The sequence below is a fragment of the Serratia sp. AR11 genome (genome assembly GCF_056376275.1).
In genome coordinates this window covers 153260-171007 of record NZ_CM150739.1, presented here as the reverse complement: position 1 = coordinate 171007, position 17748 = coordinate 153260, and the positions used below count along the sequence as shown (strand labels likewise).

The window sequence follows — 17748 nt, the reverse complement described above, 5'->3', positions numbered from 1 at the left end:
TATAATCGCAGGTGGATCATGAAAAGCAATAGGAATTGAATATGAACGACAGTGAGTTTCACCAGTTGGCTGACCAACTGATGCTTAATATTGAAGAGACACTGGACGATTTTGACGGCGATGCGGATATCGATTACGAAACCAACGGTGGCGTAATGACGTTAAGCTTCGAAAATGGCACCAAAATTGTCATCAATCGCCAGGAGCCACTGCATCAGGTTTGGCTGGCAACCAAGACCGGCGGCTATCACTTTAACTACCGTGATGGCGTGTGGCTCTGCGATCGCAGCGATCGTGCGTTCTATCCGTTGCTAAGCGAAGCCGCCAGCGCACAGGCCGGCGAAGAAGTGAAATTTGCCTGAAAATAGCCGCACTCACCGGGGTTCAGTTGACTGAGCCCCTGCGATATCAGTGCAGCTGGAACTGCTGTTTCAGCGGCTGAGCCGCGCCGTCAGTCAGCGGAACGCACAGGCTCGACAACACGTTACTGCGGAACGGGATCACCTGAGTGCGGCCATCAAGCTGCACTATCTGGTAAAACTGCGGCAAATTGAAGTTGATGAAGCTGGAGCCGTAGGTGAAACGATCGTGCGAGGAAGAGTAGAAGCGGCTGACGTCGCGCACCAGCTCCTCTTTACTGCCTTCACAATGGTGATAAACCTCAACGCGGTTCGACTCATCCAGAATATAGATGTTAAAGCCCTTGTCGTCCGACGTGTCCTCAAAGAAGAACTGAATGATCCCCTCACTGGCGAAACCATCCACCACCGGCGGCAAATGCACCTGATCGGTTTCCACTTTGATCGACAGGCCATGCAATTTGTTGTTGGAAATCGCCCCGTAGAATTCCACCGCGTTTTCCAGTTTTTGCACCGACACGCTCAGCCGCTCGAAGAACAGACCCCAGGTCTGGCCGGCAACCCGCACCGCCTTAAAGCGGCCCGGTTCCAGTCGGGTGCTGGACAAGCGCAGTTCAATGCACTCTGACACCAACTGCTGGATACGGGTACGGATCAAACCGCGCAGATGCTGGCTGTAGCAGAACACCTCCACCGATTCTGGTGGGGCGGCGTCCTGATGCATTTTGCCGAGAATGGTCTTCAAGGCTTCCAACACCGATTGCTCACCGCTGAAATGCAGGGTACGCACTTCGTTCCAGGAGTTGCGGTACAGCAGATCGATACTGCCCACCAGGCACTGTTGCTGCTGGCCGAAGCTGAACACATCGAGCTTGCGGAAATCGAAATGCACCACCTGATTGCGGAAGGCGGCGGTCGGATCGTTTTCCAGATTGACGATAATCGCCAAATGGCGAATTTCACATGGACTATACAAGGCTTTTGGCGTCGGTGCCGCCAGCCGCAGCGGGAAGTGGTGCGACACATCGGCCACCAACTCCTGCAGTTTGGCGGTGTCACACAGGTTGCCGCTCTTGATATGCAAACGGGTCTTCGGCGTCAGCAGGCCGTTGAAATAAGCCCAGGCCACCAGCTTGTTCAGGTAACGGTTATATTCCAGCGGTTGATGGCTGACAATCGAGTCCATGGCCGGTGCCTGGTTGTACAGGTACCAGCCGGTGCGGTTGGCGCGGCCAACTGGCACATGAATAAAGGTTAAGTCATCTTCTGACAGGTCCGGCGAAATCTGCGGGTTCACCAGCGTCACCTTGCCGGGCAGCGCTTCAAACGCGGCGTACAGCTTGCGGGTCAGCACGCCGATATCCTGCGGGCTGGCACTGACGCTGAGGTTGTTGCGACGGGCAAAGCGGATCAGGTTGCGGTAGCTTTGCATCATCGCATCCAACAGTTCGTTGTGCGCTTCCCGCACCCGTGCGATTTTCCAGTTGGCGCGATTATCCAGGATAGCCAGACGCTCTTCGTCCCAGCCCCATTCGCTGACCAACTGGCTGAGGATCTCACGGCGCCAGCCGACGCATGCATTGGCACGCGACAGTTTTTCACAGACTTTAAGGTAGAAACAGCGGCGGACCAGATCGAGGCGGGTGGTATCGTTGATGGCGTTCAGATAATGCGTGACGCGTTCGAGCATCATACAGTAGGCGTCAAGACCAAAGCAGACGATTTCACCCTGATGCAGGCGCTGTTTGATGTCCATCGCCAGCAATTGAGTATTCGGGTATTCCCAGGAGTACGCTTCCAGCAACAGGGTCTTCAGCACCGCCTTGTATGGCGAGTCGATGCTTTTGTACAACTGCCACAGGCTGGCACCGAAGTATTCTTCCGCCGACAGCGTACCCAAACCACCGAGATCCAGCCATTCGTTCGGCGTTAGCGCGCCTTGCGAGTACAGCGACAACACATATTCATCGTAATGTGATTCTTCGTCGCCCGGCACCATGTTCCACAAAATACGTTTGCCGGCCAGGCGCACCGCGGTACGGTAAAATTCGTCCAGCAGCAGGATATGTTGGGTAGAACCACAGTCTTCACCGCCCAGGCTGCCGCTTTCATTATGGCGGAACCGGTTTTCATCGATCAGGAAGAAGCTGACTTCCACCCCCATCGACGCCGCCCATTTTTCCAACAGGCTGCATTTCTGCTGCAGGCGGTTACGCTCTTCGTTATCCAGCCAGGACTGGTGGCACACCCAGATATCGAGATCCGAGCTGCAACTCTGGCCGATCGACGACGTGCTGCCCATCGAGTAAACCCCGGTAATCGGCAGTTCACCACTGGCAGGCTTGTCAAACGGGCTGCCCCATTTGTCTTCTAAATCGTTGAGGTATTCTTGCTGGGTTTCATCAGGCGTGTAGATGCAAACGCCATGGGGAACGTTACCGTTCAGATAACCTGGCATCAGTGGGTGGTGGTGGTGCAATAAGGTAGGCAGCAGACTGTATACCCGTTGGAACGCGGGCTTCATGGCCGCTAGGGCGCGATCGATTCTTAATTGATTGATCGCATCCAGTCTCTGCTTCAATGTCTCGATGTAGAGGTACAAGACGTCTCGCCTGATTATCCCGGTATTTAGAAAAAAACCCGTATTCCATAAGCGCCGTTAGTGTTGGAAGAATATTTGGCAACTTATTGCTGGAAACGTGATCAATCTAACACCTTGCTGATTGACCGTAAAGGAAGTAACGCTTCACTATTATTGTAGCGCCACTCCAAACGATTTACCCGCAGTGTTAACTGCCCCAAAACACATCACACGTCCCGTTGATTCCGTTGTCCTTTCTTCGCCTGCGGCTTCTTGCACTGACAGTTTTCACACTCAGTGGTAGGATGAACGGCGAATTATAAAAACGGTAACAAGCATGTTAGACAAAATTATTCGAATTGCCACCCGACAAAGCCCACTCGCTCTCTGGCAGGCACATTATGTGCAGCAGCGCCTGATGGCCAGCCACCCTGGCCTGCAGGTTGAACTGGTGCCAATGGTCACTAAGGGCGACATTATTCTGGATACGCCACTGGCGAAGGTCGGTGGTAAAGGGCTGTTTGTTAAGGAACTTGAGCTGGCGTTACTCGATGGCCGTGCCGATATCGCCGTCCATTCGATGAAAGACGTCCCGGTAGATTTCCCCGCCGGCCTGGGTTTGGTGACCATTTGCGAGCGCGACGATCCGCGCGACGCATTTGTATCCAATCGTTTCACCTCGCTCGATCAACTGCCGCAGGGCAGCGTGGTTGGCACCTCCAGCCTGCGCCGCCAGTGCCAGTTACGTGAACGTCGTCCGGACCTGATCGTGCGCGATCTGCGCGGCAACGTTGGCACCCGCTTGTCAAAACTGGACAACGGTGATTACGACGCCATTATTCTGGCGGTCGCCGGGCTCAAGCGCCTGGGTCTGGAACAGCGCATCCGCAGCCCGCTTAGCCCGGAAGAGTGCTTGCCGGCGGTCGGTCAGGGTGCGGTGGGCATTGAGTGCCGCCTCGACGATGAAACCACCCGTGCGCTACTGGCCCCGCTCAATCATGCCGTCACCGAAACCCGCGTTCGTGCCGAACGTGCGATGAATACCCGGTTGGAAGGCGGTTGTCAGGTGCCGATCGGCAGCTATGCCGAACTCGATGGCGACAGCCTGTGGCTGCGTGCATTGGTAGGCTCCCCGGACGGCAGTCAGATGGTGCGCGGCGAACGTCGCGGCCCGGCAGCGCTGGCGGAACAAATGGGCATTGAGCTGGCGGAAGAGTTGCTGGCGCAGGGCGCTCGCGAAATTCTACAGGATGTTTATCAGGGAAATCCTCCGGCATGACGATTCTGGTAACCCGCCCTTCTCCTTCGGGAGAGCAATTGGTAAGCCGACTGCGTGCGCTCGGCCGGGTTGCCTATCATGCCCCGCTGATCGATTTCGCCCCTGGCGGCGATCTGCCCAAACTGCCGCAGGCATTGCAGCAACTCAATGATGGCGATTTGGTGTTTATCCTGTCGCAACATTCGGTCAGCTACGCCAACTCGGTGATGGGTCGCGTTGGGCTGCCATGGCCGGCCAGGTTGGCCTATTATGCTATCGGCCGTAACACCGCACTGGCGATGCACCGCATCAGCAGCCTGCCGGTGGAATATCCGCGCGAGCAGGAAATCAGCGAAACGCTGCTCCTGTTGCCGGCGTTGCAGAATCTGGACGGTAAGCAGGCATTGATCCTGCGCGGCAACGGCGGGCGTGAGCTGCTCGGCAACAGCCTGAGTGAGCGCGGCGCCGCCGTCAGCTATTATGAATGTTATCAACGCAGCCCGGTGCATTATGATGGCAGCGAGCAAAGCGCCCACTGGCAACGTGCCGGTGTTGATACGCTGGTAGTCACCAGCGGTGAAATGTTACAACAGCTCTATACTTTAGTTCCTGATTACTACCGTTCATCGTGGCTGTTGCGTTGCCGCCTGGTCGTAGTGAGTGAACGCCTGGCTACCCTCGCCCAGGAATTGGGCTGGAGCACAATTCGGGTAGCTGATAACGCCGATAATGACGCGCTGATCCGCGCGCTACAATAAACCTGACTATGGGATGTGCCACTATGACGGAACAAAATACCCCCTCCGCCCCGGTTGAAGAGCCAACCCCAGTGGCTGATAGCCCCAAGCCACCAGACGCTAACCAGCGTAAAGGTAAAAATACCGGCCCGATATTGGGCGCGATCGCCATCGTGCTGGTTATTGCCCTTGGCGCGGGTGGCTATTACCACACACATCGACAGGCACAGCAGTTGATCTCCGCCAATCAAAACTTGCAGCAGCAGCTCGAAGCGCTGAAACAGAGCCAACAGCAGGAAAAAAACGCGCTGGAAGGCCTGTTGCAGCAACAGGGAAAAACGCTGGATGCCGCCGACCGCGAGCAAGCGACCCTGACGCGACAACTGAGTGAACTGCAAGAAAAAGTCGCCATCATCTCCGGCAGCGACGCCAAAACCTGGTTACTGGCGCAGGCCGACTTCCTGGTGAAAATGGCCGGCCGTAAACTGTGGAGCGATCAGGACGTGACTACCGCCGCCGCCCTGCTGAAAAGTGCCGATGCCAGCCTGGCAGACATGAACGATCCGAGCCTGCTCGAGGTTCGTCGGGCGATCACCGAAGACGTCAGCACGCTGTCCACCCTGACCCAGGTGGATTTCGACGGTATCATCCTCAAGACCAATCAGTTATCCAATCAGGTTGATAACCTTCGCCTGGCGGATAACGACAGTGACGAAGCGCCGATGGATCAGGACAGCGGTGAGCTGTCGAGTTCGATCAGCGAGTGGCGACAAAATCTGACCAAAAGCTGGCACAACTTTATGGCCGACTTTATTACCGTTCGCCGCCGTGATAGCAGTGCAGAACCTTTGCTGGCGCCGAACCAGGACATTTACCTGCGCGAGAATATCCGTTCGCGCCTGCTGGTTGCCGCTCAGGCGATCCCACGCCACCAGAACGAAGTGTATAAACAGTCGCTGGAAACCATCTCGACCTGGATCCGCGCCTACTTTGATACCACCGACCCGGCCACGAAAGCTTTCCTGGAAGAGTTGGATGCCCTGAGCCAGCAGTCAATCACCATGGACGTGCCGGACCAGTTGAAAAGCCAGCCACTGCTGGAAAAACTGATGCAGACCCGGGTGCGTAATCTGATGACCCAGTCCCCTGCCGCTCATCAGGAGGGATAAGCCATGTTACGCGTGCTATTTCTGTTCCTGGTGCTGATCGCCAGCGTGGTGGTCGGGCCGATGTTGGCCGGCCATCAGGGCTATGTGCTGATTCAGACCGATAACTACAATATCGAAACCAGCGTCACCGGCCTGGTGATCATGGGCGTCCTGCTGTTTGTCGTGCTGCTGGTGATCGAATGGATCCTGCGCCGCATCTTCCGCACCGGTGCTCATACCCGCGGCTGGTTCCTGGGGCGTAAACGCAGCCGTGCGCGCAAGCAGACCAAGGCAGCGCTGATCAAACTGGCCGAAGGCGATTACAAGCAGGTCGAAAAACTGCTGACGCGCAACGCCGATCACGCCGAACAGCCGGTGGTGAACTACCTGCTGGCCGCCGAGGCCGCGCAGCAACGCGGTGACGATTTCCGCACTAACCAATACCTGGAACGCGCCGCCGAAGCCGCCGACACCGACCAGTTGCCGGTAGATATCACTCGCGTGCGTATCCAACTGGCGCAGGGCGAAAACCATGCCGCACGTCACGGTGTCGATCGCCTGCTGAACCAGGCGCCGCGTCACCCGGAAGTGTTGCGTCTGGCCGAGCTGGCTTATCTGCGCACCGGCGCTTTTGCCTCGTTGCTGGAGATCCTGCCGTCGATGAGCAAGATCAACCTGCATACCGAGGCTGAACTGCAGGCCCTGCAGCAGCAGGCCTATATTGGTTTGATGAATCAGGCCATGGCAGATGAAGGCAGCGAGGGTCTGAAACGCTGGTGGAAAGATCAGAGCCGCAAAACTCGCCATGAGGTTCCGCTGCAAATTGCGATGGTGGATCACCTGATCGAATGCAATGACCATGAATTGGCGCAGGAAATCGTACTCGATAGCCTGAAGCGTCAGTACGATGAGCGTCTGGTGTTGTTGATCCCGCGCCTGAAGTCCGGCAATCCGCAGCAGTTGGAAAAAGCGCTGCGTCAGCAGGTGAAGCAACACGGTGCCACACCGCTGCTCAACAGCACGCTGGGTCAGCTGTTGATGAAACACGGCGAATGGCAACAGGCTGCCGATGCATTCCGGGAAGCACTGAAACAGCGTCCGGATGCCTACGACTACGCCTGGTTGGCGGACGTGCTGGATAAGCTGCACCGCTCAGACGAGGCGGCCCAAATGCGTCGCGAAGGTCTGATGTTGACCCTGAAGCAGAACGGCGAGTCATAACGGCATTATCGAAAGATCAAAGCGCGGCATGGTTGCCGCGTTTTTTTTTCGCCTGTCGCTTATATTCAGGCAAAAAAAAACACTTGCCGCGGTGGCAAGTGTATAAAAAAGCAATCAGGTCTAGGACAACAGGGGCGGTGCCTCACTCAACGTTATGCCCGGAGTGTGATGTCTGCGGCTGCAAGCAACGCTGACATCGTTCTGGTGGGCAATAGGCACCTTAAATCGGCTCTGCGTCATTCCCAGGGTTTATGAAGCCTAAGGCAAACATAAGAGGTGGAATGAGCATCTACGAAATAGATATTGCACTTGACGTGCCAACTTTGGGAAAAGTGCCATTTAGCTTGAAGGAAAAAATTTAATTCTTTGAATTAAAAGAGATTTAATCGTCATATTAAATTTATCGCCTCTCATCGGATATAAACCCACTCTCCCCCTGGCCCCAGCAGATATGTCGCCTTATAACGACGACTTAAGCCAAAGTGATTTTTATCGTATTAAATCATAATGTTATATGTCTCAACCTGGCGACAATGCGCCATGCCGATGTCGCTGAAAGCCAACACGCCTCCAGAAACCCAAAGCAAGGACAGCAGGAAGATACCGAGATTTGCCGAATGGCAGAAAGCGAAAAGCCCGTTCATTGCTGAACGGGCTTTTCTGAATGTGGTCGGCGAGAGATGATTACTGCATCTGCGATGCCGCCCTGCGGGCCGTTGCTAAAGCAACGTTGTCTCGCTGCGCTCGGCTCAAACCTCCTTCGGAGGTGCTCATCCTATAAACTACAGACGTAAAAAAACCCGCTAAAAGCGGGTTTTCTTGAATGTGGTCGGCGAGAGAGGATTCGAACCTCCGACCCACTGGTCCCAAACCAGTTGCGCTACCAAGCTGCGCTACTCGCCGATTTCTTGTTGCAGATACTACCGAATTTTATCGCTTATGTCTATGTAAATATTAAATTTATTAGACATTTTGTGTGTGGTGCGAAGAGAGGGACTTGAACCCTCACGTCCGTAAGAACACTAACACCTGAAGCTAGCGCGTCTACCAATTCCGCCACCTTCGCACAGTCACAAAACAGCTTACAATTCTTCACTTCTCTTAGGAAGTGGGGTGGCTAATGGGACTCGAACCCACGACAACTGGAATCACAATCCAGGGCTCTACCAACTGAGCTATAGCCACCATTACTTCTTAACTACTTCACGCGGTAATACTACCACCGCAGCTCTTGCACACAAACTTAATGGTGCGCCCGACAGGATTCGAACCTGAGACCTCTGCCTCCGGAGGGCAGCGCTCTATCCAGCTGAGCTACGGGCGCATAGCGCCGTTGCGGGAGGGGATACTACGGTTTTAACCCAATCCTGTCTAGTGCTTTTTCGCAGAAATGTCGCGTTTGATTACGCTTTGCTCAGTCCTGCGCAGGAAAGGGCTATCCGTAGCCCTTTTTCACCGGTTATTGCTGGGTTTCTGTCCGTTTTTCAGCCGGATGATGTTTCTTGTGCATACCGAAAACAAAGTAGCACAGGCTGACTGCCGCCAAGAATATCGCCCCAACCAGCAAAGAAATACGAGTATCCGGGTTAATTCCCATGCCGATCAGCACGCAGACCAGAAAAGCGATGGTCAGATAGTTCACATAGGGGAACATGATCGACTTAAAGCTGTGGGTTTTGATCGCTTCCTTATGGGCACGGCGGAAATACAGCTGGCTAATCAGCACCACAAACCACGGCACCATGCCCGGCAGCACGCTGGCGCTGTAGACATAGACAAATACCGCCTGCGGGTTGGGGATCAGATAATTCAGGCCAGAGCCGACCAACAGACAGGCGATGGTCACGGCAATACAGTTCACCGGCACGCCGCTGGCAGACAGTCTGGTCAGTGAGGCAGGGAGTTGACGGTTTTTGGCCAGCGCATACAGCATGCGCCCCCCGCTATACATACCGCTATTGCAGCCAGAGAGTGCAGCGGTCAGCACCACGAAGTTAATGATACCGGCAGCGGCAACGATGCCGATTTTGGCAAAGGTCAGTACAAATGGGCTGCCGGTGGTGCCGATACCGTTCCATGGGAAGATGGTGACAATGACAAAAATGGCACCGACGTAGAAGATCAGGATGCGCCACAGGATGTTGTTAATCGCGCGTTTCAGCGTCACCTGCGGGTTCTTGGCCTCACCGGCGGTAATACCGACCAGCTCAACCCCCTGATAGGACGCCACGACAATACACAGCGCAAACAGGAAGCCCTTCCAGCCGCCGGCAAAGAAACCGCCGTGCTCGGTCAGGTTGGCAAAGCCGATAGGCTGCCCCCCATTGCCAAAGCCAAACAGGATCACTCCCAGCCCCACCAGAATCATCACAATGATGGTGGTCACCTTAATCATGGCAAACCAAAACTCCAGCTCGCCGTACAGGCGTACCGCCGCCACGTTAGCCAGCGCTACCATCGCCACCGCGATCAGCGCCGGCAGCCACTGCGGGATCTCCGGGAACCAGAACTGCACGTAGACCCCAATGGCGGTAATTTCCGAGATGCCGACGGCAATCCACATAAACCAATAGCCCCAGGCCGTCAGATAGCCAAAGTAAGGACTCATGTATTTATGTGCATAAACGGCAAAGGAGCCTGCGACCGGTTCAAGGAACAGCATCTCGCCCATCGAACGCATAATAAAGAACACGAACAGCCCGGCGATGATATAAGCCAATAATACCGACGGCCCCGCCCATTTCAGCGTGCTGGCCGAGCCCATAAACAGGCCAACGCCAATGGTGCCGCCCAGAGCAATCAGCTCGATATGCCGGGCTTCCAGCCCCCGGTGTAGTCCTTGCGGTTTTTCAGTGTGTGGCATAAATCCTCGATAATATTCTTTTGATTGTGTCTGCATGCCGGCCGTTACCGGTCGTTATTGTTTTAATGAAAAATAGCGCAAATCATCTCCCGCCGCTCAGGCGGACATCAGCTTGTGATAGGACGGTCTTACGGCGGAGAAAAACGTCGTTCAATGCGGCCACATCTGGCGCCAACAGCTGGGGATAATTTCTGGGCGGTATCGTTTCGCATTTTGCCGCTATAAGCAAACCGCAATTTAAAACTTTATGGAATAAACATGGAGGGGTTTAGCGGCTGAGGTTATAGAGTGCTGGATAATTGGCCACAACGCAGGTTAATTGAACAACTCATTGCGTCGGGGCAGAAAAATCCGCCCCAACGCCTTGATTACATCTTGCCGCGATAATAATAACTCACGAACTTCAGCAACCGCAGTTGGCGCCCAAGACGGCTCGGCTGGCTGAGCAGCCGGTAGAGCCATTCCAGGCCGAGGTTCTGCCAGACCTTTGGCGCACGCTTAACATGGCCGGTGAATACGTCGTAGGTCCCGCCTACGCCCATATACAACGCTTGCGGATGCACCTTGCGACAGTCACGCATCAGGATCTCCTGTTTTGGCGACCCCATGGCAACCGTTACTATGGCGGCCCCGCTGGCATGGATACGTTCAAACAGGGGTTCACGTTGCTCCGGCTTGAAATAACCGTCCTGGCTACCGACCAGATTCACATTCCACTGGCTGCGCAGCTTCTGTTCGGTTTCTGCCAACACCGACGGCTTGCCGCCAATCAGGAACACCGGCGTGCCTTCACGACCGGCGCGCTGCATCAGCGCCTCCCACAGATCGGCTCCCGCTACCCGAGACACGTCGGCACCCGGATATTTACGGCGGATTGAGCGCACCATGCTGATGCCGTCGGCATACTTATACTCAGCCTCGTCCAGCAAGGCATGCAGCTCAGTGTCCTGCTCTGCCGTCAGGATTTTTTCGGCGTTCATGGCAACCAGCGTGCCGCGCTTGACCCGGCCACCGTCAAACAGAAAATCCATGCATTGCGCCATATCGCGAAATCCCCACAGGCTGAAACCACGCAGCTCATATTTGGGAACCGAGATTTTTGCTTCCATCTTATTATTACCCTTACAAAAGGCCGTCGGCCCGCACAGAAGAAGCAGGCGGTGTCAGCGTTCGCGAACGCTGCACTCGCGCCTTAATCAATCCGGCAGTATCAAACAGCCAGTACAGCAATTTTGCCATCAGCAAACAGACGCCGAAAATGAGGCAGAAGAACACCACCCGCGAGACAAACGAATCCACCCCTTCTCGCGCCAATACGATGATGTTGAATACCGCGCCAAAGCAGAAGCCCTGCAATATGGCGGCTTTATAACGGTTCGATTCGCTTTTGCCCATCTCATACAGCCAGTCGAACCACTTGATGATCATACCCACCAGCACCGCGCCAACAGGAATAAACAGCGCGCCCCCCATCACCACCAGCGAACCGATCAGCGTCGGTGAGATCGCCAGGCCAGAATGGTTATCCAGCACTTCCCAGGTGAAATAGTTGGCAGTATTGAGCACCGTGTCCGGTCGGCCCGGCCATAGCCAGCTCGGAATAAACACGTAGAAATCACGCACTATCGGCGCCAGCCCCTGGAAATCAATCTTGTCGTAGTTTTGCAGCAGCAACGCCAAATTTTCCCACGGAGAGAAGGTGTCACGCGTCAGATAGAGGAAGGTATAAAACGCCTCGGGGCCACTGACGTCCAGGCTGTAGCGCTTTAACGCCAGCCAGAACATACCGACAATGCCGAACACCCCGGCAGCCACCAGCATCCACAGCGAGATCCAGCCGCGCACGATACCGATAAACAGGAATAGCGAGAAGGCGATAATGATATTGGCGCGGGTGCCGCCGACAATCACATAGGTGAGGATGCCGAAAGCCACCGTCGCCGCCAGGAAAAAGAACCAGGCTCGCAGATCCTGCTTCAGGAAATACACCACCAGCATCGCCGGAATGAAGAAATAGAAGAACCGCTTGAGCGCTACGCCCGACACGTCACTGGAGAAAATCTGGCTGTATGAGTTGAGCTTGAACAGCAGAAAACCGTTTTGCAAAAAGAAAATGCCGACGGTAACGATCGCCACCAATGCCAGTAAAATCCAGGTCAGATGGGTTTCAACCCGGTTCATGCTGAATACCGCTTTACGCGGTTGCACACTGCGCTTGCGCAGCCGGGTTTTATAGCTGACGTAGTAAATCGCATAAAACGCGGTGGCCGAGAGGATGGCATACAGCAAGAACTCGACCGGCACCACCTCAACGTCAAACTGAAACACCAGCAGGCAGGTCAGCGGGAAGCCGAAGTAAAACGTCAGCAAATACAACAGCGAAAAGAACACGTTGAAGTTAAAACGGACGCGCCGAAACTCCTGATAGGTCAACGTCAGAACAAACAACGTGCCAATCAGGTAGACGACAAATAACCCGCCAAATTGCGCCAGCGTCATGAATTATCCCCTGCCGCCAGGGCCAATGCCTGTTGCCAGCCATCAACATAGTTGGGATTAAAGAAGGCGATCGCCTGCTTGTCCACTGACGCCAGTTGGCGCTGCGCTTCACGCACTACCGCCTCATCCAGAGAATCACCGTAGAACAGCACCGGCAGGTGCTGCTCCGCCAGATCCTGCCAGAACGGGTTCTGCCGGCTCAGCACGAACGGCACGCCAAACTGGATCAACAGGCAAAGCGTGCCGATACCCTGTTGGCGGTTAAAGATAAAGTAGCCAAGATCGCACTCGCGCAGAATGTTCAGGTAGTCGTCGAACGCCACCTGCTGCGTCAGCACCTGCAGATTGCTGGCACTGAACAGCGCCAGCCCGGCAGTGCGGACCTGTTCAATATAAGCCTCGTTGTTGGCCGGATAACCCATCGGCAGGATCACGCGCACATCCGCGCCAAACTGCTGATGAATCGCTTTCAGTGCCTCAACGTGCCGGTTGGTGCGATCGCCGGAGTTACCCACCAGAATGGTCATCGGCCCAGCCAGATTTTTCTCGACGCTGATACCGGTCAATGCCGGATCCATCCGCGTCGGGAAATACAGCAGGGAGGCAGGCACACGCGCATGCCGCTGTTGATAGTGGATCACATCGCCACGGGTAGCGAACACGCGTCCGACGCGGCCTTGTGCAATGCGGCGCAGCAAATAGAACAGGCGGAATTTCCAACTGGTGGCGTTTTCATACAGGTCAGCGCCCCAGATATGCCAGCTCACCTGATGGGCTTTGATTTTGCCGCTCAGCAATGCCAGCCACAGCGTCGGGTTAAACTGCCCATGGAAGAAGAAACGCTGGTCGCGATCGGCCTGAGCACGGGCTATAACCGCCATCGCCAGGCTTTTCTTGTCCGGATGACATTCAAGGTTCAGCTCGGGGAACGGCCCTAACGCAGCGGTATCTTTGGCAGCCACCATGAAATGGCGTGTCTGATCGGACGGCAAGCGCTTCGCCAACACGTCGTTGAAGAAACGCAGCACCGTCTGATTGTGATGCGGGATGTCAGATCCCAATACGTGAATCAGTGTAGTCATACTCGTCTACGATAAAGAATAAATACGCAGCTACAGAGCGTGAAATACACGATGTAGGTTGCCATGTAGGCCTGTGCCGCACCCAGCGCGCCGTGCAAAGGGATCAACCAATGCGAGAACAGCGTCAACAGCAGGAACTGGCTGACTTCGGTCAGGATATAAAAACGCAGCGACGCCTTGGCAATAACCAGGTAGCCAAATACATAAGCACCCACCTTCAGCACATCCCCCACCAGTTGCCAGGCGAACAAATCGCGCATCGCGACGAACTTGTCCGTAAACAGCAACCAGATAGCGAAATCGCGTAGCAACCAGACCGTGAAGCTTGCTGCCGCCACCGCAGGCAGCACAAATTTTAGTGAGCGCACAATCTCCTGCGAGATAGCGCTTTTTTCCTTTAACCGCGACAGCGTTGGCAGCAGATAGACGGTAAACGAGGCGGTAATAAACTGCAGATACGCGTCGGAAATGCTGCTGACGCCCTGCCAAATCCCCACCTCTTCCCAACTGTAATGGCTTGCCAGCAGGTTACGCATCATCACATAGGCCACCGGCAGCGTCACTGAGGTGATCAGCGCCATAATGGTGAACTTGCCGAGATGGCTGGCCAGCGCCTTGTCCCATGCCAGCGCTAAATAGCTCAGCGGCAGGGTTTTGCGTCGCCACAGCATAAAACCGGCGGGAAACACTACCAATGCCGGTACCAATGCCAACCCCGCCAGCGCACCTTCATAACCGCCCAGCTTGAAGCACAGGTAGTAGGCCACCACGCCAATCAGGCTGCCGCCAATCACCGCCAGCGCATTGCCCATCGCATCGCGGTAGCCCTTCAGCACCGCCATAAACAGGTTGGCGTAAGCAATACCCATCTGAATAAACGCCACCGCCCGCACTACGCCGACATAATCAGCATGGCCGAATAGCCCGATACTGATAGGTTCCGCCGCGAACAGAAACACCAGCGCCAACAGCGTGGAAAAACCCAGCACGATGGTCGACGCCGTGCCAACAGCCAACCGCAACCGCTGCGGATCCTGATGATATTCGGCAACATATTTTGTGATGCCGTTAAAAATCCCGGCGCCGGACAACACGCCCAGCACGGTAATCAACTGGCGGAAGTTACCCGCTTGCCCCACCCCGCTGGGGCCAAAGGCCACCGCCAACAGTTTCACCACCAACAGCCCCACGCCAATCTTGATAAGCGTAGAGCCGGCGGTCCAAATCGATGCTTTTGCCAGCGACATATCAGGCGAAGAAGTTGAGAATGGTATTGATCACCGTGCGCTGAGTGACATCAGTCATATTGTAGAACAGCGGCAAACGTACCAACCGCGCGCTCTCCTGGCTGGTGAAGCGATCTTCCCCGGCAAAGCGGCCAAAGCGATCGCCCGCCGGGCAATCATGCAGTGGGATGTAATGGAATACCGTCATGATCTCGGCTTCTTTCATATAATCGATAAACGCCGTACGGTCTTCAACATCGCGCAGTTTGATATAGAACATATGCGCATTTTGCACGCAGTCCGCCGGGATGCTCGGCAGCACGATACGGCCCGCCTCGGCTAACGGCAGGAAACTGTCGTAATACTTCTGCCACAGCGCCAGACGGCGTTGGTTGATGCGGTCAGCCGCTTCCAGTTGGCCCCACAGATACGCGGCCTGCAGATCTGACATCAGATAGCTGGAGCCGATATCACGCCAGGTGTACTTATCCACCTGCCCACGGAAGAACTGGCTGCGGTTGGTGCCTTTCTCACGAATGACTTCCGCCCGATCAATCAGCGCCGGATCGTTAATCAGCGTAGCGCCACCCTCACCGCCTGCGGTGTAGTTTTTGGTTTCGTGAAAGCTAAAGCAGCCAATATGACCGATGGTACCCAGCGCTTTCCCCTTGTAGGTGGACATCACGCCCTGCGCGGCGTCTTCCACCACAAACAGCTCGTACTTCTTCGCCAGCGCCATGATGGTGTCCATCTCGCAGGCTACACCGGCGTAATGCACCGGTACAATGGCACGGGTCTTATCGGTGATGGCCGCTTCGATCTTGCTCTCATCGATGTTCATGGTATCCGGACGCAGATCGACAAACACCACGGTAGCGCCGCGCAGCACAAAGGCGTTGGCGGTTGAAACAAAGGTGAAGCTTGGCATGATCACTTCATCGCCCGGCTGGATATCCAGCAGGATCGCCGCCATCTCCAGCGAGGCGGTGCAGGACGGCGTCAACAGCACCTTCGGGCTGCCAAAACGCTGTTCCATCCACTGCTGGCAACGACGGGTAAATCCACCGTCACCACACAGCTTGCCACTGCCCATCGCAGCCTGCATATAGTCAAGTTCAGTGCCAACAACCGGTGGTGCGTTAAATGGGATCATGTCTTCCTCTGTATAACCAATACGAGGTGCTTTCAATAGCAGCACCCTGTCGTTGATAGAGCCGTAGTGCGGCGATGTTACCGAACTGGGTCGCAACCCGCAGACGCTGCAGTGACCGTTGGCGGCACTCGGCAATAACCGCCGCCATTAATCGAGAGCCAATTCCTTTGCCTGCCGCGCCGGGGAACGCCGCCAGCAGACCGATGCGGGCCTCCTGGCCACCGAGTTCGCGCAGGCTGACAAAGCCTTCCGGCTGCCCAGTATCGTCGAGTACCAGCAGGCATTGATGGTCAAAGGTTCCCAATACCGCCTTTTCGATCCATTCAGCATAAAAGCGGCCGCTGTCCTGGGCGTGATACCAGGGGGCGCGGAAACGGCTGGCGGTGAATACGCCGGCTGCCGCTGCGCGCAGCATCGGGATATCGGCCGGTACCGCCGGGCGAATGGCCTGCGTAGCCTCGGTATGAAGTGATGCACATTCCGTGCCGATATTCAGCACCAGATCGACTTCACCCTCAACCAGTTGGAAGCCCAAACGGGTCAAGCCGTCCACCAAAGCAGTCTGATGCGCCGGAATTTTGGCCTGCACTAATGCGTAGGCATCCAGTTCGGCCTCGGTGAGCATCGGAGCCGCCGTAGAGAAGTTGAGTTTGGCGCTGTTAAGGGCGAAAAACTCAGTTTCCCAGGCTAATGGCTCAATACTGGCGTGGGCGTGCATGCAGCAGATCCAGCAGATATTTTCCATAACCGGTTTTGAGCAACGATTGTGCGGCGCGTTTCACGCCCTCATCGTCCAGCCAGCCGTTACGCCAGGCAATCTCTTCCAGACAGGCAATTTTAAAGCCCTGACGTTTTTCCACCGTCTGCACAAAGCTGCTGGCTTCCAGCAGGCTGTCATGTGTGCCGGTATCCAGCCAGGCGAAGCCGCGCCCCAGCAGTTCAACCGTCAGTTCGCCACGCTCCAGGTACATCTGGTTAATGCTGGTGATCTCCAGCTCGCCGCGCTCCGAAGGTTTCACCTGTTTGGCGAACTCCACAACCTGGCTGTCGTAGAAATACAGCCCGGTCACCGCCCAATTGGATTTAGGCGCTTTCGGCTTTTCTTCGATCGACAGCGCACGGAAATTATCATCAAACTCCACCACGCCAAAGCGCTCGGGATCCATTACCTGATAACCGAACACGGTAGCGCCCTGCGTACGGGCGGCAACCGTCTTCAGTTTCGGACTAAAGCCCTGGCCAAAGTAAATGTTGTCACCCAGCACCAGGCAGCTCGGCTCGCCGGCGAGGAATTCTTCGCCAATCAAAAATGCCTGCGCCAGGCCGTCAGGACTGGGTTGTTCGGCATAACTGAGGTTAATGCCGAACTCTTCGCCGCTGCCCAATAAGCGTTTGAACGAGGGTAAATCTTCTGGGGTAGAGATGATTAAAATGTCGCGGATCCCCGCCAGCATCAAAACTGACAGTGGATAATAAATCATCGGCTTGTCGTAAATAGGTAATAGCTGTTTGGATACGCCGCGGGTAATCGGATGCAAGCGTGTGCCGGAACCGCCCGCCAGAATAATACCTTTCATACTCACTCCAGAATCCACAGGGCTACCGCTTAAGCGGTGGCCTC

At 55.4% G+C, this 17748-nt stretch carries 14 protein-coding genes, 4 tRNA genes and 1 other RNA gene; 5 read left to right on the top strand and 14 right to left on the bottom strand.

Going from position 1 to position 17748, the window contains the following annotated elements:
- Positions 1 to 41 precede the first annotated feature (41 nt).
- Positions 42 to 362 carry an iron donor protein CyaY gene (gene cyaY, locus ACSOSI_RS00765; RefSeq protein ID WP_012004651.1) on the top strand — a complete coding sequence of 107 codons (321 nt, stop codon included), beginning with the start codon at positions 42 to 44 and terminating at the stop codon, positions 360 to 362.
- A 46-nt stretch (positions 363 to 408) separates the two neighbouring features.
- On the opposite strand, the gene ACSOSI_RS00760 is transcribed toward cyaY, so the two are convergent.
- The gene (locus ACSOSI_RS00760; protein ID WP_112363628.1) at positions 409 to 2961 is read right to left on the bottom strand and encodes a class I adenylate cyclase; all 2553 of its coding nucleotides are present in this window, start codon (positions 2959 to 2961) and stop codon (positions 409 to 411) included.
- Between the two features lie 316 nt (positions 2962 to 3277).
- Here ACSOSI_RS00760 and hemC point away from each other — a divergent pair, with 316 nt between their 5' ends.
- The 4 genes from hemC to hemY are packed head-to-tail and all read left to right on the top strand — an operon-like array spanning position 3278 to position 7304.
- Entirely contained in the window at positions 3278 to 4219 is a 942-nt protein-coding gene (gene hemC / locus ACSOSI_RS00755) for a hydroxymethylbilane synthase (protein ID WP_115183444.1), read from the top strand.
- Positions 4216 to 4956: a uroporphyrinogen-III synthase gene (gene hemD, locus ACSOSI_RS00750; RefSeq protein WP_012004648.1), complete on the top strand. Its 741-nt coding sequence runs from the start codon at positions 4216 to 4218 to the stop codon at positions 4954 to 4956. The genes hemC and hemD overlap by 4 nt, the downstream gene beginning before the upstream one ends.
- A gap of 23 nt (positions 4957 to 4979) precedes the next feature.
- The gene (gene hemX / locus ACSOSI_RS00745) at positions 4980 to 6104 is read left to right on the top strand and encodes a uroporphyrinogen-III C-methyltransferase (RefSeq protein WP_012004647.1); all 1125 of its coding nucleotides are present in this window, start codon (positions 4980 to 4982) and stop codon (positions 6102 to 6104) included.
- Positions 6105 to 6107: 3 nt separating this feature from the next.
- Complete coding sequence (hemY, locus tag ACSOSI_RS00740; protein WP_115183445.1) at positions 6108 to 7304, top strand: protoheme IX biogenesis protein HemY; 1197 nt, start codon at positions 6108 to 6110, stop codon at positions 7302 to 7304.
- Between the two features lie 667 nt (positions 7305 to 7971).
- Here hemY and ACSOSI_RS00735 read toward each other — a convergent pair.
- The 13 genes from ACSOSI_RS00735 to rfbA form a co-directional block, all read right to left on the bottom strand.
- Positions 7972 to 8095: non-coding RNA, RtT sRNA (locus tag ACSOSI_RS00735), on the bottom strand.
- 35 nt (positions 8096 to 8130) lie between these two features.
- A tRNA-Pro gene (locus tag ACSOSI_RS00730) sits at positions 8131 to 8207 on the bottom strand.
- A 76-nt stretch (positions 8208 to 8283) separates the two neighbouring features.
- Positions 8284 to 8370: transfer RNA gene (locus tag ACSOSI_RS00725), tRNA-Leu, on the bottom strand.
- Positions 8371 to 8413: 43 nt separating this feature from the next.
- Positions 8414 to 8489 (bottom strand) — tRNA-His (locus tag ACSOSI_RS00720).
- Positions 8490 to 8551: 62 nt separating this feature from the next.
- Positions 8552 to 8628 (bottom strand) — tRNA-Arg (locus ACSOSI_RS00715).
- 135 nt (positions 8629 to 8763) lie between these two features.
- On the bottom strand, positions 8764 to 10167 hold the full coding sequence (gene thrP / locus ACSOSI_RS00710; RefSeq protein ID WP_017891265.1) for a bifunctional threonine/serine APC transporter ThrP: 1404 nt from the start codon (positions 10165 to 10167) through the stop codon (positions 8764 to 8766).
- 368 nt (positions 10168 to 10535) lie between these two features.
- Positions 10536 to 11276 (bottom strand): lipopolysaccharide N-acetylmannosaminouronosyltransferase, encoded by a 741-nt coding sequence (gene wecG, locus ACSOSI_RS00705; RefSeq protein WP_476706403.1) that lies wholly within the window; start codon positions 11274 to 11276, stop codon positions 10536 to 10538.
- 13 nt (positions 11277 to 11289) lie between these two features.
- Positions 11290 to 12666, bottom strand: coding sequence for an ECA oligosaccharide polymerase (gene wzyE / locus ACSOSI_RS00700; RefSeq protein ID WP_012004642.1), 1377 nt, complete (start codon positions 12664 to 12666; stop codon positions 11290 to 11292).
- Positions 12663 to 13748, bottom strand: coding sequence for a TDP-N-acetylfucosamine:lipid II N-acetylfucosaminyltransferase (locus ACSOSI_RS00695; protein WP_259191433.1), 1086 nt, complete (start codon positions 13746 to 13748; stop codon positions 12663 to 12665). The genes wzyE and ACSOSI_RS00695 overlap by 4 nt, the downstream gene beginning before the upstream one ends.
- The gene (gene wzxE, locus ACSOSI_RS00690) at positions 13745 to 14995 is read right to left on the bottom strand and encodes a lipid III flippase WzxE (RefSeq protein ID WP_476706402.1); all 1251 of its coding nucleotides are present in this window, start codon (positions 14993 to 14995) and stop codon (positions 13745 to 13747) included. The genes ACSOSI_RS00695 and wzxE overlap by 4 nt, the downstream gene beginning before the upstream one ends.
- A 1-nt stretch (position 14996) precedes the next feature.
- Positions 14997 to 16127, bottom strand: coding sequence for a dTDP-4-amino-4,6-dideoxygalactose transaminase (gene rffA, locus ACSOSI_RS00685; protein ID WP_017891261.1), 1131 nt, complete (start codon positions 16125 to 16127; stop codon positions 14997 to 14999).
- Positions 16114 to 16845 (bottom strand): dTDP-4-amino-4,6-dideoxy-D-galactose acyltransferase, encoded by a 732-nt coding sequence (gene rffC / locus ACSOSI_RS00680; protein WP_476706401.1) that lies wholly within the window; start codon positions 16843 to 16845, stop codon positions 16114 to 16116. The genes rffA and rffC overlap by 14 nt, the downstream gene beginning before the upstream one ends.
- A complete protein-coding gene (gene rfbA / locus ACSOSI_RS00675) occupies positions 16823 to 17704 on the bottom strand; it encodes a glucose-1-phosphate thymidylyltransferase RfbA (RefSeq protein WP_012004637.1) in 882 nt (293 codons plus the stop codon). Before rfbA ends, rffC begins: the two co-directional genes overlap by 23 nt.
- Positions 17705 to 17748 lie beyond the last annotated feature (44 nt).